This window comes from Pseudomonas sp. GCM10022186, assembly GCF_042656385.1.
Lineage (GTDB): Bacteria > Pseudomonadota > Gammaproteobacteria > Pseudomonadales > Pseudomonadaceae > Metapseudomonas.
On sequence record NZ_JBHSOU010000052.1, the window covers coordinates 183,911 to 206,400 of the forward strand.

The 22,490-nt window shown below is 67.0% G+C and carries 15 protein-coding genes; 13 read left to right on the forward strand and 2 right to left on the reverse strand.

Going from position 1 to position 22,490, the window contains the following annotated elements; translation table 11 throughout:
- The first annotated feature begins 190 nt into the window (after nucleotides 1-190).
- The 7 genes from ACFPU0_RS17980 to ACFPU0_RS18010 all read left to right on the forward strand — a co-directional run bounded on the left by ACFPU0_RS17980 (nucleotide 191) and on the right by ACFPU0_RS18010 (nucleotide 8,200).
- The gene (locus ACFPU0_RS17980) at nucleotides 191-2,515 is read left to right on the forward strand and encodes an enoyl-CoA hydratase-related protein (protein WP_377694621.1); all 2,325 of its coding nucleotides are present in this window, start codon (nucleotides 191-193) and stop codon (nucleotides 2,513-2,515) included.
- A gap of 14 nt (nucleotides 2,516-2,529) precedes the next feature.
- Nucleotides 2,530-3,756: an acyl-CoA dehydrogenase family protein gene (locus tag ACFPU0_RS17985; RefSeq protein WP_377694622.1), complete on the forward strand. Its 1,227-nt coding sequence runs from the start codon at nucleotides 2,530-2,532 to the stop codon at nucleotides 3,754-3,756.
- 63 nt (nucleotides 3,757-3,819) lie between these two features.
- Nucleotides 3,820-4,245, forward strand: coding sequence for a Zn-ribbon domain-containing OB-fold protein (locus ACFPU0_RS17990; RefSeq protein WP_377694623.1), 426 nt, complete (start codon nucleotides 3,820-3,822; stop codon nucleotides 4,243-4,245).
- A gap of 1 nt (nucleotide 4,246) precedes the next feature.
- Complete coding sequence (locus tag ACFPU0_RS17995; RefSeq protein ID WP_377694624.1) at nucleotides 4,247-5,413, forward strand: thiolase C-terminal domain-containing protein; 1,167 nt, start codon at nucleotides 4,247-4,249, stop codon at nucleotides 5,411-5,413.
- A gap of 25 nt (nucleotides 5,414-5,438) precedes the next feature.
- The gene (locus ACFPU0_RS18000; protein WP_377694625.1) at nucleotides 5,439-6,665 is read left to right on the forward strand and encodes an NAD(P)/FAD-dependent oxidoreductase; all 1,227 of its coding nucleotides are present in this window, start codon (nucleotides 5,439-5,441) and stop codon (nucleotides 6,663-6,665) included.
- A 10-nt stretch (nucleotides 6,666-6,675) separates the two neighbouring features.
- Nucleotides 6,676-6,996, forward strand: coding sequence for a 2Fe-2S iron-sulfur cluster-binding protein (locus tag ACFPU0_RS18005; RefSeq protein ID WP_377694626.1), 321 nt, complete (start codon nucleotides 6,676-6,678; stop codon nucleotides 6,994-6,996).
- A 46-nt stretch (nucleotides 6,997-7,042) separates the two neighbouring features.
- Nucleotides 7,043-8,200, forward strand: a complete 1,158-nt coding sequence (locus tag ACFPU0_RS18010) for an acyl-CoA dehydrogenase family protein (RefSeq protein ID WP_377694627.1) — start codon at nucleotides 7,043-7,045, stop codon at nucleotides 8,198-8,200.
- Between the two features lie 60 nt (nucleotides 8,201-8,260).
- On the opposite strand, the gene ACFPU0_RS18015 is transcribed toward ACFPU0_RS18010, so the two are convergent.
- Nucleotides 8,261-10,939 carry a LuxR C-terminal-related transcriptional regulator gene (locus ACFPU0_RS18015; RefSeq protein WP_377694628.1) on the reverse strand — a complete coding sequence of 893 codons (2,679 nt, stop codon included), beginning with the start codon at nucleotides 10,937-10,939 and terminating at the stop codon, nucleotides 8,261-8,263.
- Between the two features lie 58 nt (nucleotides 10,940-10,997).
- Entirely contained in the window at nucleotides 10,998-12,167 is a 1,170-nt protein-coding gene (locus ACFPU0_RS18020) for an aromatic ring-hydroxylating oxygenase subunit alpha (protein WP_377694629.1), read from the reverse strand.
- Nucleotides 12,168-12,387: 220 nt separating this feature from the next.
- On the opposite strand from ACFPU0_RS18020, the gene ACFPU0_RS18025 reads away from it, so the two are divergent.
- The 6 genes from ACFPU0_RS18025 (at nucleotide 12,388) to ACFPU0_RS18050 (ending at nucleotide 22,480) form a co-directional block, all read left to right on the forward strand.
- On the forward strand, nucleotides 12,388-13,593 hold the full coding sequence (locus tag ACFPU0_RS18025) for an acetyl-CoA C-acetyltransferase (protein ID WP_377694630.1): 1,206 nt from the start codon (nucleotides 12,388-12,390) through the stop codon (nucleotides 13,591-13,593).
- A 12-nt stretch (nucleotides 13,594-13,605) separates the two neighbouring features.
- A complete protein-coding gene (locus ACFPU0_RS18030) occupies nucleotides 13,606-15,765 on the forward strand; it encodes a 3-hydroxyacyl-CoA dehydrogenase NAD-binding domain-containing protein (RefSeq protein WP_377694632.1) in 2,160 nt (719 codons plus the stop codon).
- 11 nt (nucleotides 15,766-15,776) lie between these two features.
- Entirely contained in the window at nucleotides 15,777-17,048 is a 1,272-nt protein-coding gene (locus ACFPU0_RS18035; protein WP_377694633.1) for a 3-hydroxyacyl-CoA dehydrogenase NAD-binding domain-containing protein, read from the forward strand.
- A gap of 37 nt (nucleotides 17,049-17,085) precedes the next feature.
- Nucleotides 17,086-17,886, forward strand: a complete 801-nt coding sequence (locus ACFPU0_RS18040; RefSeq protein WP_377694634.1) for an enoyl-CoA hydratase-related protein — start codon at nucleotides 17,086-17,088, stop codon at nucleotides 17,884-17,886.
- Nucleotides 17,887-18,092: 206 nt separating this feature from the next.
- Nucleotides 18,093-20,549, forward strand: a complete 2,457-nt coding sequence (locus ACFPU0_RS18045) for a LuxR C-terminal-related transcriptional regulator (RefSeq protein ID WP_377694635.1) — start codon at nucleotides 18,093-18,095, stop codon at nucleotides 20,547-20,549.
- Nucleotides 20,550-20,836: 287 nt separating this feature from the next.
- Complete coding sequence (locus ACFPU0_RS18050; protein WP_377694636.1) at nucleotides 20,837-22,480, forward strand: GMC family oxidoreductase; 1,644 nt, start codon at nucleotides 20,837-20,839, stop codon at nucleotides 22,478-22,480.
- Nucleotides 22,481-22,490: the final 10 nt, after the last annotated feature.

Below are 22,490 nucleotides of genomic sequence, written 5' to 3' on the forward strand. Positions count from 1 at the left end.
ATTAGATAAAAAATCAGCGTCAATCACCTGATTGTCCTTTTTCAGCCGCGCACCTGGCTTGTCACGGCATGGGGCTTTTCAAGTTAAATCTATTCTTGTTAGATTAATTGCACCTAGCGCCACTCCCTCTACGGAGCGCTCGGCACAGAACAACAACAAGGGCTCGGCCCATTGCCTTGAGGAACTGCAGATGCTCAATCCTGCTACCACCGCGGTAATCATCGGCGTCGGCGAGTACGTCGACCGTCCCGCCGAGCTGCAGCAAGCCCTGGAACCCCTGGCGCTCATGGAGCACGCCGCGCGCGCCGCAGAGCGCGACGCCGGCGTTGAACTGCTGGCGCAGGTGGAGTCCCTGGAAGTGGTGGGTTTCGTCAGCTGGCGTTACCAGGACCCGGCCGCCAGCCTTTGCCAGCGTCTGGGCATGACCCCGGCTCGGCGAGTGAACGCCTCCATGGGTGGCGAGACGCCGGTGCGCTTGTTGCATGAGGCAGCACTGCGTATCGCAACGGGTCAGGCCCAGAGCGCGCTGATCGTTGGTGGTGAGGCGATGAGCTCGATTGGCAAGGCGCGAAAGCAGGGCATTCGCCTGGACTGGACGCCGATGGCCGACAAGGACAAGGCCTGCCGCTTCGCCAATGACTCCATCGCCACCCGGCCGCTGGCACGTTCCCTCGGCATCCGTGAGCCGGCGCAGATGTACCCGCTCTACGAGATGGCCTGGCAGGCGCGCCAGGGCCTAACTCCGGCCCAGGGCCGTGAGGAGTCGGCGCGGCTATGGGCTCGCTATGCGCGGGTCGCAGGGAACAACCCCAATGCTTGGCTGGACAACGCTCCGTCGGCGGCGGCCATTGCCGAGCCGAGTGAGGAAAACCGCCTGATCTGCTGGCCCTACTCGAAGTGGATGGTGGCCAATCCCAACGTCAATCAGGCCTCGGCGATCCTCGTCACCAGCCTGGCCCGCGCCCGCGAGCTGGGCGTGCCGGAAGAGCAACTGATCTATGTCTGGGGTGGTGCTAACGCCAGCGAACCGGATGATTTCCTCGACCGTGCCGACTATTCCCGCAGCGCCGCCCAGGAGGCGGTGCTCGACGCAGCGGTCGACCTGGTGGGCGGGCGTGCAGCGGCCTTCGACAGGCTGGAACTGTACAGCTGCTTCCCGGTGGTGCCGAAGATGGCGCTGGCCAATCTCGGCCTGGATCCCGACGGACCACTGGAACCGACGGTATGCGGTGGCTTGAGTTTCTTTGGCGGCCCGCTGAACAACTACATGGGGCATGCCGCCTGCAGCATGGTCCGGGCCTTACGCGAGCTGCCAGATGGCCGTGGCCTGCTGTACGGCCAGGGTGGCTTCGTCACCAAGCACCAGAGCCTGGTGCTTGGGCGGCGTCCGGCGGAAAATCCGCTATCGCCCACGGCATTTCTGCAGCAGTTAGTGGACGTACAACAGGGCGTAGTGCCGGCGTTGCTGGAGGACTACAGCGGGCCTGCGCAGATCGAGACCTACACCGTGCTGCACGCCCGCGACGGCCAGCCGCAACAGGGCGTGCTGGTGCTGCGCACGCCCAAGGGGGCACGGGCCATGGCGCGGGTCTGCCCGGAGGACGAAGCAGTTATGGCACTGCTGCTGTCGCTGGAGCGCAATGCCGTGGGTAGCCAGGGCTTCGTCCATACCGACGTGTTCGGCAAGCCGCGCTTCCGCCTGGGTGAGGTTGCCGAACCAGCGGTGTACCGCTACGCCCGCGTCGAGCGGCGCGATCACATCACCCTGGTCACCATCGACCGCCCAGAACAGATGAACGCCCTGCACCGTGACGCCAACGCCGAGCTGGCGCAGATCTTCGACGATTTCGCCCGCGACCCCGAGCAGTGGGTGGCGATCATTACCGGAGCGGGGGAGCGCGCCTTTTCCTCCGGTAACGACCTGAAGTACACCGCCAGCGTCATGGCTCGGGGCGAGCGCGTCGAGGTACCGGTAACCGGCTTCGCCGGCCTTACCGCGCGCTTCGACCTGAACAAGCCAGTGATCGCCGCCGTGAACGGCGTGGCCATGGGCGGCGGTTTCGAGATCGCCCTGGCCTGTGACCTCATTGTCGCTTCCGAGAGTGCCTCATTCGCCTTGCCGGAACCCAAGGTCGGCCTCGCCGCCCTGGCCGGCGGCCTGCTGCGCCTGCCGGAACAGGTCGGCCTGAAGCAGGCCATGGGGATGATCCTCACCGGACGCACGGTGAAGGCCGAAGAGGCGCTGGCGCTGGGGCTGGTCAACCAAGTGGTTGCGCCGGCGGAGTTGTTGGATGCGGCGCTGCACTGGGCCGAGCAGATAGTCGCGTGCAGCCCGATGTCCATCCGTGCTTCCAAGGAAGCGGTTCGCCGTGGTCTGGAAGAGCCCTCGCTGGAGCAGTCCTATCAGGCCCAGGGTGGTTTCCCGGCAACCCGCGCGCTGTTCCGCTCGGCGGATGTGCTGGAGGGGCCGCGCGCCTTCGCCGAGAAGCGCAAGCCGCGCTGGACCTCGAACTGAGAGGAGGCCAGGCGATGAATATTCAATGGAGCGAAGAGGAAGCAGCATTCCGCCGCGAGGTCCAGGACTTCTTCGCCAGCGAGCTCGATGACGAGCTGTGCGCAGCGGGGGGCTGGATGACCAGCGTCTATGGCGACCATGAGCCCTGCCTGCGCTGGCAGCGTAAGCTGCTCGAGCGCGGCTGGCTGGCGCCGACCTGGCCCGTGGAGCACGGCGGCTGCGATTGGAGCGTGGCGCAACACTACATCTTCGCCCAGGAAAAGGCTTACGCCGGGGCGCCGCCGGTCTCTCCAATGGGCATCCAGATGTGCGCGCCGGCGTTGATCGCCTTCGGCACGCCGCAGCAGAAGGACTTCTTCCTGCCGCGCATGCTCAGTGGCGAGCACTTCTGGTGCCAGGGGTACTCCGAAGCGGAAGCTGGTTCGGACCTGGCGGCCCTGAGCATGTCGGCAGTGGAGCAGGGCGACGACCTGGTGTGCAACGGCACGAAGCTGTGGAGTACCCACGCCCATGTGGCGAACTGGGTGTTCTGTCTTGTGCGCACCGCGCGCGAGGACAAGCCGCAGAAAGGCATCACCTTCCTGCTGATCGACATGCACAGCGCCGGAGTAGAGGTGCGGCCGATCGTGTCCCTCACCGGCGAGCACATCCAGAACGAAATCCACTTCAGCGACGTGCGGGTGCCCAAGGCCAACGTGGTCGGGCGCATCGGCGACGGCTGGACCGTGGCCAAGTACCTGTTGGAGTTCGAGCGCGGCGGTGCAGCCTACGCGCCGCAGATGCAGGTGCGCCTGAGCGAGCTGCGCGAGGTCGCGCGTTGCGCGCCGGCCGACCGTGGTGGCTACCTGGCGGATGACCCGCTGTTCATGGCACGCCTGGCTGACGTCGAGTGCCAGGTCAACGCGCTGGAGCTGTACGAGCTGGAGACCCTCTCCACGCTGTCCCGCGGTGGTTCGCCAGGGGCCGCCGCCTCGGTGATGAAGATCCTCGGTACCGAACTGCAGCAGGCAGTCACCGAGCTGGGGCTCGAGGCCGCCGGGCACTACGGTGCGGCCTTCCAGCCCCAGGCCGGGCGCCCTGGCGGGCCGGTGCTGCGACCTCATACCAGAGGCACTTTCCTCGGCGAACGCGCGGCTGCCCTGGCCCCCCTGCGCTATTTCAACGAACGCGCCGGGACCATCTATGCCGGTGCCAACGAGATCCAACGCAACATCCTGGCCAAGACCGTCCTGGGTCTCTGAGCCACGTCCGAATCCGCAGAACAAGAACGGCCTCGAGCCATAACGGGAATCAGGAGTCACACAGTGAAAGGTATAGGCGCCGATGGCGAATACTGGGCCGCGCTTGCCCAGGGCAAATTGAAAATGCAGCGTTGCAACGGTTGCGGTCAGTGGCATTGGCCGGCGGTCTGGCGCTGTGGCGAATGCGGTAGCTGGGAGCAGAGCTGGCACGAAGTGGAACCGCGCGGCCGCATCTACAGCTGGACCCGCTCCTGGTACGACTTCGGTGGTCCGCGCGACCTGCCAGTGCCCTACGTCAGCGTCGTGGTGGAACTGGATGGCGCTGGTGGCAAGCGCCTGCTCGGCACCCTTGATGCCTCCGACTTGGAACCGGCCATCGGCCAGCGGGTAAGCGCCCGGCCGCGCGCAGATGAATTCGAGGGCGAGCCGCTGCTATCGCTGCGCTGGAGCCCCGATCACTCGGCTCTCGCCATAGGGGAGGGCCATTGAGATGACCGGTATGAACCTGCGGAATGCGGTATCCGTGGCCGGCATCGGTCTGCGTCAGTACAAACGCGGCAAGGCGCCATTACCTGAGCAGGGCGTGCTGGTGCACGCCATCGTCGATGCCTGCGAGGATGCCGGCTTCGACCCGGCGCTGATCGATGGCTTTGTTTCCTACGGCGACGACAAGAACGAGCCGGTACGCCTGATGTCCGACCTGGGCACCCGCGAGTTGCGCCTTAACGCGCAGATGTGGGGTGGTGGCGGCGGTGGTATCGCTGGGGCTTTCGGCCTCGCCGCCTCGGCTATCGCCACCGGCCAGGCGACCGCTGTGGTGGTATTCCGCGCCCTGGTGCAGAACAACAGCGGTCGCATGTCGGCGGCGGTGATGCGCCACCACCTCAACGACCACCTTGTCGGTGCCGGGCTGGTGTCGCCGGCGCAGATCTGTGCTCTGCGCGCGCAGCGACTGTACGAGCACCACAAGGTGCCGCAAGCGGTGGCCGAGGAACTGGTGCGCGCTTCCTACTACCACGGCTCGCGCAACCCCGAGGCCACCGCCTTCGGCCAGCCTTTGGACCTCGACGCATACCGCCACGGGCGCCGGATCGCCGAACCGTTCCGGCTGTTCGATTGCTCGCGGGAGAACGACGGCGCTGGCGCGCTCCTGCTGGTTTCCAGCGAGCGCGCCCGCGACCTGCGCAAGACGCCGGTACGCCTGCTCGGCGTGGCCAACGGCACAGCCAAGGGCTGGGGCGACCTCTGCGAGAACGACCTGGACTACGCCTCAGCCGGTTTTCGCCCCATCGCCCAACGGCTGTGGGAACAGACCGGGCTGACGCCCGCCGACGTCGACGTGGTGCAGCTGTACGAGAACTTCAGCGCCCAGGGCGTGGCTTCGTTGATCGATCACGGCTTCTGCACCTACGAGAACGTCGCCGAATTCATCCGCTTCGAAAACCTGATCGCACCGGGCGGCCGGCTGCCGGTGAACACCGCCGGCGGCAACTTCGCCCACGGCTTCGTCCACGGCATCGGCATGGCCATCGAGTCGGTGCGAGTGCTGCGGGGCGAGTCGGCCAACCCGGTGCCCGACGCGAAGATCTGCCTGATGGCCGGCGGCCCCGGGGCGCCGACCGTGAGCTCGGCGCTGTTCGGCCGCGACGACCTGTAACCAGCTACGACTGGAGGACATCATCATGTCGAACCCACCCCACTGCATCATCGTCGGCGGCAGCCACGCCGGCGCCCAGGCCGCAGCCAGCCTACGCCAGGAAGGTTACACCGGGGCCGTCACGCTAATCTCGGCGGACGGGCTGATGCCGTATCACCGGCCGCCACTGTCCAAGGCCTTCCTCTGTGCCGACAAAGGTGACGAGGAACTGCTGATCCGCCCGGCCGAGTTCTACGAGCGGCAGAACATCGAGGTGCGCCTCGGCACCCGTGTTAGCGAGGTGGATGCGCCGACCCGCAGTCTGCTCTGCGACAACGGCGAGCGCCTGGACTACACCCAACTGATCCTGGCGACCGGCGCCGACGTGCGCCGTCTGGCACTGCCCGGCGCCGAGCTGCCCGGCGTCTGCTATCTGCGTACCCGCGACGACGTACTGAAACTGCGCGAGTTCATGCGTCCGCAGGGACGTGCGGTGATCATCGGTGCTGGCTACATCGGCCTGGAAACGGCGGCCTCGCTGCGCAAGCAGAGCATGCAGGTGACTGTGCTGGAGGCGCAGTCGCGTGTTCTGCAGCGCGTTACGGCGCCTGAGGTATCGGAGTTCTACAGCCGTGTGCATCGCGAGGAGGGCGTGGAGATCATCCTGGATGCCGCTCTCGAGTGCATTGTCGGCGAAGGGCGTGTGGAGGCCGTGCTGCTCGCCGACGGCCGGCGCCTGCCCGCCGATCTTGTGGTCGTGGGTATCGGCGTGCTGCCCAACGTCGAACTGGCACGACAATTGGGCCTGGACTGCGACAACGGCATTGTCGTCGACGAGCAGGCTCGAACGGCCTGCCCCGGCGTGTACGCCGTGGGCGACTGCACCCGTCATCACAATCCCCTCTACGACGCCTGGCTGCGTCTGGAGTCGGTGCAGAACGCCACCGACCAGGCGCGGGTCGCGGCTCAATCCATCTGCGGTAAAGCGGCGGCTTACAGGGCACTGCCCTGGTTCTGGTCGGATCAATACGACCTCAAGCTGCAGATCGCCGGGCTCTCGGCGGGCTACGACCACGTGGTGATCCGTGGCGATTACAGCCAGGGCCGCAGTTTCTCGGCCTTCTACTTCCACGGCGATCGCCTGCTGGCGGTGGACGCGGTGAACCGGCCGAAGGAGTTCACCTTCAGCAAACGTTTCCTGGCCGAAGGCCGCACGGCCGATCCGCGCCTGCTGGCTGATGAATCGGTCGATTTCCAAGCCTGTTTCAATTGAGGGGCCCCCTATGCCGCTGATTACTTTCGTCGCCCACGATGGCTCCGCCTACGAGGTGGAGGCCGCGACGGGCAGCAACCTGATGCAGGTGGCGCTGGCCAACGGCATCGACGGAATCCTGGGTGAGTGTGGTGGTTCGTGCAGCTGCGCGACCTGCCACTGCTACCTGGAAGCGAAGGACTACGCGCGACTGGAAGCGCCCAGCCGCATCGAGCGCGAGATGCTGGATTGCGTGGCTGAACCCCAAGCCACCAGCCGCCTGGGCTGCCAGGTGGTGGTGAGTCCGGAGATGGACGGCATGGTGGTACACATGCCGGCCTCGCAGTACTGATTCGCCCCGTCCTGAACACAAACACAAGATTGAGGAGATGGTCAGCATGATGCCGCGGATGATTTTCGACGCCGAGCATGAACAATTCCGGGATAGCGTGCGGCGCTACGTGCAGGGCGAGATCGCCCCGCGCGCCGAGGCCTGGCGCAAGGCCGGGCAGGTAGACCGACAGGCATGGCGCGACCTTGGCGCTCAAGGCTACCTACTGATGTGGGCGCCGGAGGAGTATGGAGGCCTGGGCATCGACGACTTCCGCTACGACCAGATCCTCTATGAGGAGAACGTCCGCTACGGCGAGGTTGGTTTCTACATGCAGCTGCATTCGCGCCTGGTGGCACCTTACATTGGCCATTTCGGCAGCTCCGAGCAGAAGGCGCGCTTCCTGCCCGGCTGCATCAGCGGTGAAACCATCCTGGCGGTGGCGATGACCGAGCCGGGTGCCGGTTCAGACCTTGGCGGCATGAAGATGCGCGCGGAGGACAAGGGCGACCACTGGCTGCTCAACGGTTCCAAAACCTACATCTCCAACGGTCTGATCGCCGACGTGGTGCTGGTGGCGGCGCGTACCGTGCCGGATTCGCGCTACGGCATCGGCCTGTTCCTGGTGGAGGAGGGCATGCCCGGCTTCAGCCGTGGGCAGAAGCTGCACAAGATGGGCCTGGATGCCCAGGACACGGCAGAGCTGTTCTTCCAGGACGTGAAAGTGCCCAAGGCCAACGTGCTGGGAGACGCGACCAAGGGCTTCAGCTACATGATGCAGGGCCTGGCTGAGGAACGCCTGACTGGCTCGGTGCTGTCGCTGGCCAGCGCGCAGACCGCCTTCGACCTGACGATGGAATACATCCAGGAGCGCAGCGCCTTCGGCACCACCATCGGCAGCTTCCAGAACTCGCGCTTCAAGATGGCCGAGCTGCGCTCGCAGCTGGACAGCGTGCAGACGTTCCTCGACCAGTGCGTGCTGCTGCACAACCGGCGCGAGCTCAGCGGCGAGGTGGCGGCGCAGATCAAGCTGCTGACCTCGGAGCTGGAAGGCAAGGTGATTGACGAATGCCTGCAACTGTTCGGCGGTGCCGGCTACATGGAGGAATACCGAATCTGTCGCATGTATCGGGATGCCCGCATCACGCGGATCTTTGCCGGTACCAGTGAGATCATGAAGGAAATCATCGGCCGCAAGCTCGGCCTGGATGACCGTCGGCGCTGATTCGCTGGCCATTGCGCGCCAACGGGAAGGGCGCTGCGTTCGCGCAGCGCCCTTCGTCTTTCAGATCAGCCGCATGTGACGGGCCAGCGATACCGCTTCAGTGCGGCTGCGTGCACCTAGCTTGGCATTGATGCTGCGCAAGTGGGTGCGCACGGTGGTTTCCGAGACGAACAGCTTCTCGGCCATCTCGTTGTTGCGCATGCCGGTTTCCAGCAACGCCAGCACCTCGATTTCACGTGGCGAGAGGACGACGCTTTCCTGCAGCGGCCTGGTGTCACTGGCCAGGGCCTGGCCGAGCTGCGCCATGAAGCGCTCCAGCAGTGGGTCGTGGCCGCTGTCGTTGCGCAACAGTGCACGGTTGGTCTCGCACCAGCGCAGGGCCAGGCGACAGATGTCCGACCCTTCGTCGAGGAACAGGCGGCTGTAACCTTGGTCGATGGCATGGCGCAGCGGTGCAGCCAGCAGTTCCAGGGCTCGCTCGTCGTTCTGCTCCAGGTTCAGGTAGGCACGTGCCAGGAGGATCTGCAGCTCCAGGCAACGGCGTACCCGGCCATCCTGTCGGGCTAGGGTGATGGCCTTCTCCAGTTCATCCAGGGTGGCCGGGCCCGGGCGCCCCTCGACGGCCAGGCGAAATTGCATCAACGCCGGCCAGTCCGCCTCGTGCTGGTGAGCCACCAACTGGCCGGTGCCCTGTTGCCCGGACTGCGCCGTGGCGCGCCGGTAGGCGTAGCTGGCGCCAGCCAGGTCGCCCTGTTTCCAGGCCATCCAGGCACGGCCGAGCCAAGCGCTGTTGCTCAGTCGCGGGATCTCGTGCACGCAGCTCAGGGCGTCCAGTTCGTCCAGGTACTCGTTGGCCAGGTTCGGCTCTTGCCGCAGCAGGTGAATGCGCGCCATCAGCAGGTGCGCGTAGATCAACTGGTCGGGCGTGCCGTTCTCGGCGATCAGCGGCAGGATCTCGCTCAACAGCTGTTGGCTGCGACCCAACTCGTTGCGCTCGTAGAGGGCGATGGCCAGGGTTACGTCGTTGAGGCTGCGCCCGCCGGTGCGGTACAGCGGATGTGGCGGCGGCCCTGCAGCGTAGTCTGGAGACAGCTGGCCAAGGGCGGTGCTCAGGCGGCCCTGGATCAGGTCGATGGCGGCGCTGAAGCTGTTGGCCATGAGGCGGGTGAAGCTGCCTCGCGGACCGCCGCCTCCGACGACGGCGGTCAGGGACTGGGCCAGGGCACGGCGAGCCGCGGCGAAGTCGTTGGCGGCGATCTGGCCGTAGATGATGATGTGCAGCATCACCTGCTGATGCAGGGGGTGGGCTTCTTCCAGCAAGTCGCGCTCGCCATCGAGCAGCGCCAGGCTTTCGTGGGTGCGGTCGACCATGGCCAGGCTTACCGCGCGGATGGCCTGGCACTCGCGGCGCTGCGCCGGAGCCAGCTCGGCCTCCAGGGACAGGACGCCGAGGCGCTGCTGCACCTCGCTGTGGCGGCGACCCAGGCCCAGGGCCCAGCCCAGGGTCAGGCTGAGGGTGCGGTGGTCGCGCACGCTGTCTGCCGGTAGCTGGTCGAACCAGCGCAGCAGCAGGCGCGAACGGCCCTGGGCCAGCAGGTCCGGGGATATCTGCTCGATCAGGCGCAGGGCCTGCTCGGCGCAGCCGGCCTGCAGGAAGTGGTTCACCGCGGCCACCGGCTGGCCGTGCAGCGCGTACCACTGCGCCGCGCGGCGGTGGATGTCGCGGTGCCGCTCGGCGCCGGTGCCGCCCTGCAGGATGTCGGCGAACAGGCCGTGGTAGCGGTAGCGCTCGCGACCCGGGTCGACCCGGCTGATGAACAGCTGGTGGCGCTCCAGGTAGGCGATCCGCTCGCGGCTGTCATGGCGACCCAGGGCGTGGTCGCAGAGCTCGGCGTCGAACTCGCCGAGGTTGCTCGAATCGGCGAGGAACTGCCGTACCTCGGCCGCCAGGCCGTCGAGCACATGCCGCGAGACCAGCTCGCCCATGGAGGCGCCGCCAGCGCCGATGCGCTGCCGCAGCTGCTCGTCGCTCAGCGGGCCGTCGAGGGTGCCGCTGAACAGCCCGAGGAAGGCCGCCCAGCCGCCGCTGCGGCGCTGCAACAGGGCTAGCTGCTGGTCGTTGAGGCAATTTCCGGCGCGTTCGCGCAGCAGCCGACGGGTTTCCTCGGGGCTGAAGCTGAGCTGGTGCGCGGTTATCTCCAGTACCGCGCCCTTGGCGCGCAGTCGTGGCACACCGATGGCCGGAATGCTGCGCGAGCCGATGACGATTTCGCTGTCGCTGCCCAGGCGCTTTAGCAGCTCGCGCATGAAGCTGAGCACGCCCTCGTTGACTATCACCTCGAACTCGTCGAGGAACAGGCAGAAGGGCGTTGCCAGCAGCACGCTTTCCAGACGCTCGACGGGGTTGTGGCCGACGTCTTCGGCGGGCTCGCGAGCGAACACCCGATCCAGGCGGCGAGCGAAGTGCTCGATGTCGTTGTCGTGTTCGGACACTGTCAGCCAGTGGCACTCGCGGCGTTCCCGGCGCGCGGCGAAGAACTGCCGGAGCAGGGTGGTCTTGCCGTAGCCCATTGGCGCGTGGACCAGCGTCAGAGTGCGTGGAACCTGGTTGAAGCGTTCCAGCAGTTGTACGCGGGGGAGCACGCAGGGCTGGTCCCCGCGTGAGTGGGCGCGAAAGGTCGCGAGATTGGTTACATCCGTCTGCAGTGGGCGGATGGCAGAGGTCTTGTTGTTGATCATCGTGCCCCCTTTGCCGAGGTGCGAATGGGCGATGCGCGGCAGGTGCCGCGTGGATGCCTCAGTTCATGTGCTTTTCCAGGGTCTCGTACTGCATCAGGATGCAGTGCTCCAAGCCCGAGTAGACGACGTCGATCTCGTCCAACACACCGGTTCGCAGGCCCTTGTAGCAGTACTCGGCAGCGACGAAGTCTTCGTTGCCGAAGACCCCGAGCACGGTTTCGTAGGAGGTCTTGTAGAGCGCCTCGGACTTGGGGTTGTCCGGCTTGTTCAGGGTGAGCATGTGGTACATCACCCGGGTTTTCCCGGCCGCCACCGGCACCACGATCATCACGCTCATGTAGTAGGGGCTGGTGATGATCACGGTGTTGGGGAATAGCAGGTAGGCGTGGGTGATGGTCTTGTGGATGTTCTTCTCATTCTCCAGGCCGCCGGGGGCGAACTCCACCTTGCCGGACACCTGGCGGATGTGATCGCCGATGCGTGTGACCACCGTCGGCACGTCGGCGAACAGCGGGCCCACCGAGTTGGCGTGCAGGCGTTGCACGTGGTAGCCCTCGAGGAACGGTTCGATGACCTGCTTCCAGTTGGAGTCGAGGTCGAACTGCTTGTGCCCGTAGAGATGCTGCTGGCCCAGTTGCAGGGCGTCGAGGTCGGCGACGATCGCGTCGTCGATCAGGCTGAAGTCAGCTTCGGCGTCGCGGTCGAGGATGGCCCAGACAATACCGCCGGCCTCCTTGCTGGGCAGTTCCACCAGATTGCGCTTCTGCTTGTCCAGGCAGTCGAAGGTCTCGCCACGGGCGACCCCGGCCAGGCTGCCGTCCAGGCGCCAGGACCAGGCGTGGTAGGGGCAGGTGATGCGCGCGCCTTTCTGCGCCTCGCAGCCGGTCACCAGTGTCGAGCCCTTGTGCATGCAGGCGTTGATGAAGACATGAACCTTGCCGTGTTGGTCGCGCGAGACGATCAGCGGCACCCCGTAGGCGTCGTGGGGTAGCAGGCTACCGGTGTCGGGCACCATGGCCGAGGGGGTGATGGCCACCGGCAGGCGACGGAACACCTGCTGCTGCTCACGCTGGAAAACATCGTCGTCGAGGAACATGGCCACCGGGCGGGTGGCGTGAATGGCCTCGCAGGCGGCCTCGTCGTGGGAGGGGATGGCGCGGATGGCCTCGATCTGGCTGGCGGTCAGGTCGCTCAGCCGCTGGTAGCGAATCGGGGTTTCGGTGCTCATCGCGGGTTCCTTCTGATTGTTGTTCTGCTGGTTCGAGGAATTAACTAACGCTGTTAGATTATTGCTCGAAATTGGTATTTGCAAGTCACCGCTGGGCGCCTCGCCAGCCCGATGACGGAATCGTCGGAAGCGACGAAGGCGCGCACGTTGGCCGACGCTAGCATGCGAGCCGTCAGCCTCCCGTGGGGAGGCCCATTCACGCATTGGAACGGAGTCGACGGTGACAGACGCATACCTCTACGACCACGTCCGCACGCCCCGTGGCAAGGGACGGATGGATGGAGCCCTGGCTCAAATCACCCCCGTGCAACTGGCTGCGCAGACGCTGATGGCGCTGCGCGAGCGCAACCGCCTGGACACTGCCCAGGTGAACGACGTCATCCTGGGCTGCGTCGCGCCCATCGGTGAGCAGGGCGCCAACCTCGGGCGCCTGGCGGCGATCGTCGCGGACTATGCCGAGGTCGTGCCCGGGCAGCAGATCAACCGTTTCTGCGCTTCGGCACTGGAAGCGGTCAACCTGGGCGCCGCACTGGTTTCCAGCGGTCAGGCCGATGCCATCGTCGCCGGCGGCGTGGAGTCGATGTCGCGCACCCCCATGGGCGGCGACGGCGGTCCGTGGTACGCGGACCCGCAGACCAACTGGAAGTCCTACTACACCCCGCAGGGGGTAGGTGCCGACCTGATCGCCACCCTGGACGGCTACAGCCGAGAGGACGTGGACGCCTTCGCCGTGGAGAGCCAGCGCCGCGCCGCCTATGCATGGAACGAAGGCTACTTCGCCAACTCGGTTGTGCCGGTGCGCGATGTGATCGGCGAGGTAGTGCTGGCCCATGACGAGTACATGCGCCCCGGCACCCGCCCCGAGGACCTGGCGCGGCTGAAGGCCGCCTTCACCGCGATGGGCGAGTCCGGCTACGACGCCCTGGCACTGCAGCGCTATCCGCAGGTGGAGCAGATTCGCCACGTGCACACCGGCGGCAACTCCTCGGGCATCGTCGACGGCGCCAGCGCGGTACTCATCGGCAGCCGCGAGTTCGGCCGGCGCAATGGCCTGCAGCCGCGTGGCCGGGTGCTCGGATTCCAGTCCATAGGCAGTGAACCGACCATCATGCTCACCGGCCCCGCACCTTGCAGCGCCAAGTTGCTGCAGCGGCTGGGGCTGGACTTCGACGACATCGACCTGTTCGAAGTGAACGAGGCCTTCGCTTCGGTGGTGCTGCGCTTCATGCGCGAGACCGGAGTCGGTCACGAGCGGGTCAACGTCAATGGTGGCTCCATCGCTCTTGGACACCCCCTGGGGGCGACCGGCGCCATGCTGGTGGGCACCGCCCTGGACGAACTGGAGCGTCGCGGCGGCAAGCGCGCGCTCATCACCCTGTGTGCGGCAGCCGGCATGGCCACGGCGACCGTCATCGAGCGCATCTGAGGCAGAGTGGACATGCAAACCATCAAGTTCGAGATTGAAGACGGCATTGCCCTGGTCGGCATTGACGTGCCCGGGCGCAGCCTGAACATCCTCACCCCACAACTTCAGCGCGAACTGGACGAACTGTTCGCCCGTCTGGCCGACGACGACGAGGTCAAGGGCGTGGTCATCCATTCGGCCAAGGCACGTGGCTTCATCGCCGGCGCCGACCTCATGGAGCTGGTCGAAGCCTTCGAGCGCGGCACCAGCAAAGTCGAGGCGCGCGAGCAGAGCGCCTACCTGCAGGGCCTCACCCGGCGCATCGAGACACTCGGCAAGCCGGTGGCCACTGCCATCGGTGGCCTGGCCCTGGGCGGTGGCCTGGAGCTGGCCCTGGGTACCCATTACCGAGTGCTGAGCGAGCGCGCCGACGCCCAGCTCGGCCTGCCCGAGGTGAGCGTCGGCCTGCTGCCTGGTGGTGGCGGTACCCAGCGTCTGCCACGGCTGATCGGTATCACCCAGGCACTGCCGATGCTGCTCGACGGCAAGCCGGTGGGACCGCAGCGCGCTCTGGAACTAGGGCTGGTCGACGAACTGGCGGCGCCCGAGCAACTGCTGGCGCGGGCCAAGGCCTGGGTGCTGGCCAATCCCGATGCCTGTCAGCCCTGGGACCGCAAGGGCTGGAAACCCCGTGACCTTGGAAACCTGGCGTTCCCCCATGGCCCGTTGACCACGCGCATCGTCCAGGCCCACGTGGCCTCGCGCGGCAACTATCCGGCGCCACTGGCGATCCTCTCCTGTGTCGGCGAGGGTATGGTGGTCGACCTCGACACCGGCCTACGCATCGAACGCAATTACTTCGCCCAGTTGCTCACCGGCCCGGTAGCTCGCAACCTGATCCGTACCCAGTTCATCAACAAGGCAGCTGCCGAAAAGCTGGTTCGTCGCCCGCAGGGGTTCGCCAGCCGCAGCTTCGCTCGCATCGGTGTGCTCGGCGCCGGTCAGATGGGCGCGGGTATCGCCCGGGTGGCGGCTGTGGCCGGCATCGAGGTGGCATTACTGGACGCTTCCCTTGAGCACGCTCAGGCCGCCCATGCGCGCCTCGCCGACGACCTGGCACGCGCCGTGAGTCGTGGTCAGCTGGCGGCTGACAAGGCCGAAGCCGCGCTGGCGCGCATTCGCCCGACCGCCGACTACGCCGAGCTGGGCGCGGCCGAGCTGGTCATTGAAGCGGTGTTCGAGGACCTGGCGGTCAAGGCCGAGGTCACCGCCCGCGCCGTGGCGGCGATGCCCGCTGACGCCCTGTTCGCCAGCAACACGTCGACCCTGCCGATCTCCCTGCTGGCCGGCCAGTTCCCGCGCCCGGCGGATTTCATCGGCCTGCACTTCTTCTCGCCTGTGGAGCGCATGCCGCTGGTGGAGATCATTCGTGGCCGCGTGACCTCCGACGCGACCCTCGCCGCGGCCATGGACTTCGTCGCCCAGCTGCGCAAGACGCCGATCCTGGTCAACGACAGCCCTGGCTTTTTCACTAGCCGCGTGTTCGGCAGCTTCGTCGACGAGGGCTTCCTGATGCTCGAGGACGGCATCGCCCCGGCGCTGATCGAGCAGGCTGCGCGCCAGGCTGGGATGCCGGTGGGGCCGCTGGCGGTGGCCGATGAGGTCTCCCTGGAGCTGCAACTGAAGGTCAATCGACAGGCCATCGAGTTGGGCTTCGAGGAGCGCTTCCAGCGCGGTGCCGCCATCGACCTGGTGAAAACCATGGTCAACGAGTTCCACCGTCCTGGGCGGCGCGCCGGTGGCGGCTTCTACGATTACCCGGAGGAGGGCGGCAAGCGGCTCTGGGCGGGCCTGGCGCAGCATTGGCCGCAGGCGCCGCAGCAGCCGACGCTGGAGGAGCTGCGTCTGCGCATCCTGTGCATCCAGGCGCTGGAGTCGGCCCGTTGCGTGGAGGAGGGCGTGGTCACCGACGCCGCCGACGCCGACCTCGGCTCGACCCTGGGCATCGGTTTCCCGACCTGGACCGGTGGCGTGTTGTCGTACATCGACACCCTGGGCCTTACGGCCTTCGTCGAGCAGTGCGACGGCCTCGCCGAGCGCTGGGGCGAGCGCTTCCGACCCTCGGCCTGGCTGCGCCAGCGTGCCGAGGCCGGAGAGCGATTCCACCCGCGCCAGGCCCAGGCCGGGAACTGAGGTGCATGAGCGTGGCGGGCTTCCCTCTCGACCCTGCCGACGGTGACGCCTTCGCCGCCTCCCAGGACCTGCTGCTGCGCACCTGTGTGGTCGGCGCGGGGGTGATGGGCACCGGCATTGCCTTCACCTGTGCCTGCCACGGTTTGCCAGTGCGCCTGAAAGACGTCCGCGCATCCGCCCTGCAGCACGCGCTGCAGGAGATGGAGCGCCTGCTCGCCCGGCGCACCGATGCTGCCGGCGCGGCGCGGGCACGCGCGTCGGTCCGTGCACAGCTGGACTACCAAGGATTCGAGTGCGCCAGCGTGGTGATCGAGGCGGTGGTGGACAACCTCGGTATCAAGAACAAGGTGCTTGGCGAGGTGGAGGGATTGGTGGCGGAGGATGCGGTGCTGCTGTCCAACACCTCGTCGCTGCGCATCGACGACCTCGCCGCCGCTCTGCAGCGCCCGCAGAACTTCGCCGGCATGCACTTCTTCAACCCCGCGCCGGTGATGCCGCTGGTAGAAGTGATCCGCGGCCGCCAGACCAGCGACTACGCAGTGCAGACCGCCGTCAAACAGGCCCTGGCCATGGGCAAGATTCCCATCGTGGTGCGCGATGGCCCGGGCTTCTTGGTCAATCGCATTCTCATGGCCTACATCCACGCCTTTCTGCGATTGCTGGCCGAGGGGGTCGACTACCAGCGCATCGACCGGGCGGCCGAAGCATTCGGTTGGCCTATGGGACCGGCCTATCTGGAGGATGTGGTCGGCCTGGATGTCGGCACCCAGTCCTGTGACCTGATCTTCGCCAGCTACCCCGAGCGCATGCCGGCATTGCCGCGCAACGCCTTCCGCATGTTGCTGGGCGCCGGCCTCTACGGACAGAAGGGCGGCGCCGGTTTCTACCTGTACCAGACCGGCGCCGACGGCCGACCGGAGCGCCGCATCAACCCACAGGCGCAACGGTTGTTGCGCGAACGGCTCGCCGCCGAGGAATTGCCCATGGACGAGGCGCAGATCATCGACCGCTTGATGCTGCCGATGATCGTCGAAGCCGTGCACGCCTTGCAGGAATCGGTGGTGACCAGCGCCATGGAGCTGGACCGCGCGCTGTCCCTGGGCATTGGCTTCCCGCCTTTGCGCGGCGGTGCGCTGCGCTATGCCGACGAGCTGGGCGCGGCCGAAGTGCTGGCGCGCTGCGAGCGCTACCGCCACCTGGGCGAGGCCTACGAGGCACCGCTGCTGCTGCGCCAGCTAGCGCGCGATAACGGACGTTTCCATGCCACCGGCGACGGCCGCTAGCCGTCGACCCGAGATTACCTACCGAAGGACACAGCAGATGACCGATTCGTACCGCTACATCAGCTACCAGGCCGAGGGTTCGCTCGGCGTGTTGACCTTGAACCTGCCGGACAAGCTCAACGGCCTCAGCGCCCCGATGCAGGCGGAAATCCGTGACGTGCTAGCGCGCCTGCAGGAACAGGGCGAGGTGCGCGCTCTGATCATCACCGGGGCCGGGCGGGCATTCTCCGCCGGCGCCGACCTCGCCGATATCCTCGCCAAGGGCGATGGTCGGGCCCAGGCCGAGCAGACCTACCAAGCCATGGTTGAACAGTCCAATCCGCTGATCCGGGAGCTGCGCGCGTCGCCCATTCCGGTGGTGGCGGCGGTGAACGGCATTGCCGCTGGGGCCGGCGCTAGCCTGGCCCTGGCTGCGGACCTGGTGGTGGCGGCAGAGTCGGCCGGTTTCCTCATGCCCTTCATCCCGCGACTCGGGATAGTCCCTGACCTGGGCATGACCTGGTTGTTGCCGCGCCTGTGTGGCGAGGCGAGGGCGCGCGGAATGCTGCTGCTGGGCGAACGCCTGGGTGCACGCCAAGCCGCCGACTGGGGGCTGATCTGGTCGTGCGTCGCCGACGCCGAGCTGATGGCAGCGGCCCGCGGCCTGGCCGAGCGCCTTGCGGCCCTGCCGCGGCACGCCACCGCCGAGTTGAAGGCCTCGTTGGCCAGCGCCACGCGCTCGTCGCTAGCCGAGCAGCTGCAATACGAGGCCGAGCGCCAGCGCGAGTTGATCGCCCACGAGGCCTTCCAGGAAGGGCTGGTGGCGTTCCTTGGCAAGCGTGCACCAGTATTTCCTTGAGGGGCGCGAACGGTAATTGATTAACTATTGATGTTAGGTTTAGCTTAAGGCACCACAACAACAAGAAGGCGCCTGCCACGGATTCCTGGCGGCGCCAGGCGAGTGCCGAAGTCATGCCTACCATTCGTTCTGATGCAAGCCCAGCGGGCTTGGCGTTCCAAGATGTATACGCAGTTCTGGCGGATTGCGCCGTCGAGTTGCGCCCCTTGGTACGCCCTCGGCTGATTGCGCCACTGCTGGAAAATATCGAACAGCAGAAGATAACCCTGATCCAGGGGCCGGCCGGCAGTGGCAAATCTGTGCTGCTTGGCCAACTGCTCCAGGCTCTGGGGCCGGGCATGCACTCGGCGATTTTGTCGCTGGGCGCCGGCCTGGCTCCCGGTTCCTCCCTGCGCGCCACCCTGCTGTCGTTGTTCGCCCGACTATCAGCCATGGGACGCGGGCGCTCGCGCTTCGTGATCTTCATCGACGACGCCGACGAACTGCTGGCCCGCGAGCCCGGCGCCCTGGAGCAGTGCCTGGGCAGCCTGCCGCCCCAGGGCAGGCTGGTCATCGCCAGCCGGCGGCCTCTGCCGGCCTTCCACCGTGGGGTGGTGTCCGGACGCGAGCAGGCGCTGCGTCTCGAAGGCCTGCTGTTCACACTCGACGAACTCGGTGCCGCCCTGGCTCAGGCCGGCCGGCCGCTGAACGCTGCGGCGCTGATGAGCGTCTGGCGCTGCACCGAGGGTTGGCCGGCGGTGGTCGCGCTGCTCTGCGCCAGCGACCCGGGCGACAGCGCGCTGGACGCCGAACATCTGTTGCAGGAGTGGTTCCAGGAGGAGGTGTTTGCCGCCCTCGAGCCTGGCCTGCTGGCGTTCGCCCAGGACGCCAGCACTGTCGATCCGATGCACCCCGAGTTGCTCGACCGCGTGCGCGGCCAACCTGGTAGCCAGAACCTGCTGCGCCGGCTGGCGAGCGAGCATGACTTGCTGATCCGCGAGCGCAGCTGCTTTCCCCGGCCCCTGCTATTCAGTTTGCGCCAGCTGATCCGGCGCAACGCCCCCCTGCGCGTGCGTGAGCTGCACCGCGCGGCTCTGGAAACTCTGCTCGATGGACACCGGCCGGAGGTGGCCCTGGAACACGCCTTCCTGATGGGTGACCGGCGCCTGCTGTTGCGTTTGTTGGAGCAGCACGAGCAGGTTCTGCTGTGTGCCGGCCGCATGCGCTCCCTGGCTCGCTGGTTGCAGGCCTTGGACGCCGAGGGCTGGTTGGGCGGGGCGCCACAGCTGCAGCTGACCCTGGCCTGGGCTCTGCTGTTCAGCAATGATCAGGATGCCGCCCTGGGCATCGTTCAGCGTCTGCGGCGGATGCCGCTGACGGCGGAGCAGGAGTGTGCCTTGCAGGCCTTGGAGCTGACCTGGCTGAGCATGCGCGACCGTGTCGAGGCCCTGCGTGAACGCGTCCGTCCCTGGCCGGGGGAGGGTGAGGCAAGTCCCTTCGCCCGAGGCATCCATCACTGCACTCTGGCGCTTGTGCAACTGGTCGGTGGCGAGTTGGAGCGTGCGGAGCAGTGTTTGGCACTGGCTGGCCTGCAGCCCGGTGGTTTTGTTGGCGACTACGCGGCTTCCATCTGCGCCATGGCCGATCTGTTCCGTGCCGAGCCCGTGGTCGCCCGCGAGCGGTTGAAGCGCCCGCCGCAACCCGGCTGCAGCAGCGCCCGAGGTGGGCGTGGCAACTCCCTGGTGGCCACCCTGGATGCCCTGGCGCTATACGAGATGGGGCGCAGCGACGAAGTGCTCGGGTTGCTCGAGTTGCATATGCCACTGTTGCGCCAGACCGGCTTGCTGGATCAGATCATCCTTGCCCACAAGCTGCACGCGCGCATTCTCATCGGTCGCGGCGACACGAGCCATGCGCAGGCGACTCTGGCGGCCCTGGAGTGTCTGGGGCGCGCCGGCAAGTTGCCACGCCTGGTGTTCTGCGCACGCCTGGAAGGGGTGCGCTGCGCCCTGGTGCGCGGCGACACCGCGTTGGCCAGGGAACTGTTGCACACGCTGCGTGGCGACGAGTGCGCCACGCTGGTTCGCGAGCTGCACTTCCTGCCCTGCGACGCCGACACCTGGGAACTGATGGATGCCAGGGTGCGCCTGGCCGAGGGCGACAGCGGGCAACTGCCCGAGCGCTTGGCCGAAGAGCTAGAGCTCGCTCTCGGCGGCGGACGCCTGCGCCGGGTCCTGAGCTTGCGCATCCTCCTGGCTCTGGCCCTGGAGCAGCGCGGCAACGAGCACGCGGCGCTGCGCACCATGGAGGCCGCGCTGGGGTTCGCCGAGCCGCGCCAGCTGTTGCAGCCGTTTCGCGACGAAGGTCGTGCGGCGTTGGCCCTGGCCCTGCGCGCCAGCCAATCGGCGCCTGCGTGTCGTGCCTTCGCCCAGCAGCTCGCCGAGGGCAGCGGCCTGAAGCTGGCCGACGGCACTGCGGGCGCGGCGGCCAACCTGACCGCCAAGGAGCTGCAGGTGCTGGCGCTGGTGGCCAGCGGCCAGAGCAATGACGCCCTGGCGGAGAAGCTGTTCGTCTCCGAGAGCACGGTGCGCACCCATCTGCGCAGCATCAACGCCAAGCTCAACGCCCGCAGCCGCCTGGAAGCTCTGGCCATCGCCCGGCGCGAGGGGCTGATCGCGGTCTGAGGCGACGACCCTCGTCGGAAGCGACGGGGCCCCGGCCCGGCGGGGCCGGAGGCGTCTTCCCGTGCCGCGCCGACGCAGACGGACGCGCCAATCGATCCTGCCCGGCGCCCATCCCCGGGGGAGCCCGGCGCCGATTCGTCGATTACGACGATGCCCGCTCCGGGGGCCTCCCCGATACTCGTTTCAAGGCCCCGGGGAAATGGCGGAAAGCCGCGCCCCCGCTTGGCTGAAGGGCTTTCCGGTATTCCCCCGTAAAGCCACCCGCGACCCATAGATCGAGGCAAGACATGCAGTCACAAGACCTGGACAGCCTGACAGCGGACTACGTCATCGTTGGAGGCGGCAGCGCTGGCTGCGTGCTGGCCAACCGGCTCAGCGAGGGAGGGCGGCATCAGGTCATCCTGCTCGAAGCCGGCGGCGAGGCCGACTCCTTCTTGGTTCGGATGCCGGCGGGCATGTCGCGGCTGATCGGTAACCCGCGTTTCGACTGGCAGTACCCGAGCGAGCCTGATGCCTCCATCTCCGGCCGCCAGTTCACCTGGTCCGGTGGCCGCCTGCTAGGCGGCAGCAGCTCGATCAATGGCCAGGTCTACATCCGTGGCAGCCGCGCCGACTACGACCACTGGGCCGCCGCCGGCTGCCCTGGCTGGAGCTTCGACGAGTGCCTGCCGTACTTCCGTCGCGCCGAGGACTTCGCCGGCCCGGCGCACCCCGCCCATGGTCACGGTGGACCACTGAGCGTGTCCTTCCAGCGTGATCCGCACCCATTGTCCGACGTGTTCGTCCAGGCTTGCTCCAGCGAGGGCCTGCCGTCGCTGGCGGACTACTGCGGAGGCGATCAGCACGGCGCCTTCCTGTCCCTGGCGACGCAACGCGACGGTCAACGCTGTGGCACCGCCCAGGGTTACCTGGCCACCGCCCGGGAGCGTCCTAACTTACGCGTGTTCACCGGTTGCTTGGCCCGTCGCGTGCTCTTCGCGGGCCGTCGTGCGGTGGGTGTCGAAATACTGCGCGACGGACGCCTGCTGCGAGTCAATGCACGCGCCGAGGTGGTGGTGAGCGCCGGCACCGTCGGCTCCCCGGCGCTGCTCATGCGTTCCGGGGTGGGCCCGGCGGAGCACCTGCGCGAGATGGGTATCGCCGTGGTGGCAGACCTGCCCGGCGTTGGTGCGAACCTCCAGGAGCACGTCGGAGTGGGCATCAACAAACGGGTCAACGTGCCCACCTACAACAGCCAGATGGGTGCGCTGGACGTCATGCTCCACCTGGGCAACTACCTGTTGCGCAAGCGCGGGCCCATGGTGACTCCCGCGGTGCAGGCGATGGCCTGCGCCAAGTCGCGAGCGGATCTGGACGAGCCGGACCTGCAGCTGCACTTCCTGCCGTTGAGCTACGACATGGCACCCGATGTGCGTTGCGCGGCCCTGGCGGAGATGACTCGCGAACCGACGGTGATGATCCAGGCCAACGTCTGCCATCCCTATAGCCGTGGCAGTGTGCGCCTGCGTAGCCGCGACCCCGAGGTGCTGCCGCAGGTGGCCCATCAGTTACTGGGTGACGAGCGTGACCTTCGTACCCTGGTGGACGCCTGCAAGCTCATCGAGCGGCTGTTCGCAGCCGAGCCCCTGAGTCGTTACGTCCAGGCCGACCGAACACCGTCGCCGCGCCCCACAGACGATGCGGGCTGGGCGCAATTCGTTCGCGACAATGCCAACGTCTGCTACCACCCGGTGGGTACCTGCCGTATGGGCAGCGATTCCGCTGCCGTGCTCGATCCGCGCCTGTCGGTGCGTGGTTTGGTCGGTCTGCGTGTGGTGGACGCCTCGGTGATGCCGCGGCTGCTCAGCGCCAACACCAACGCGGCCGCGATCATGATCGGCGAGCGCGGCAGCGATTTCGTGCTGGCCGACGCCCGCGCAATGGCAGCGTGAGGGAGGAGTT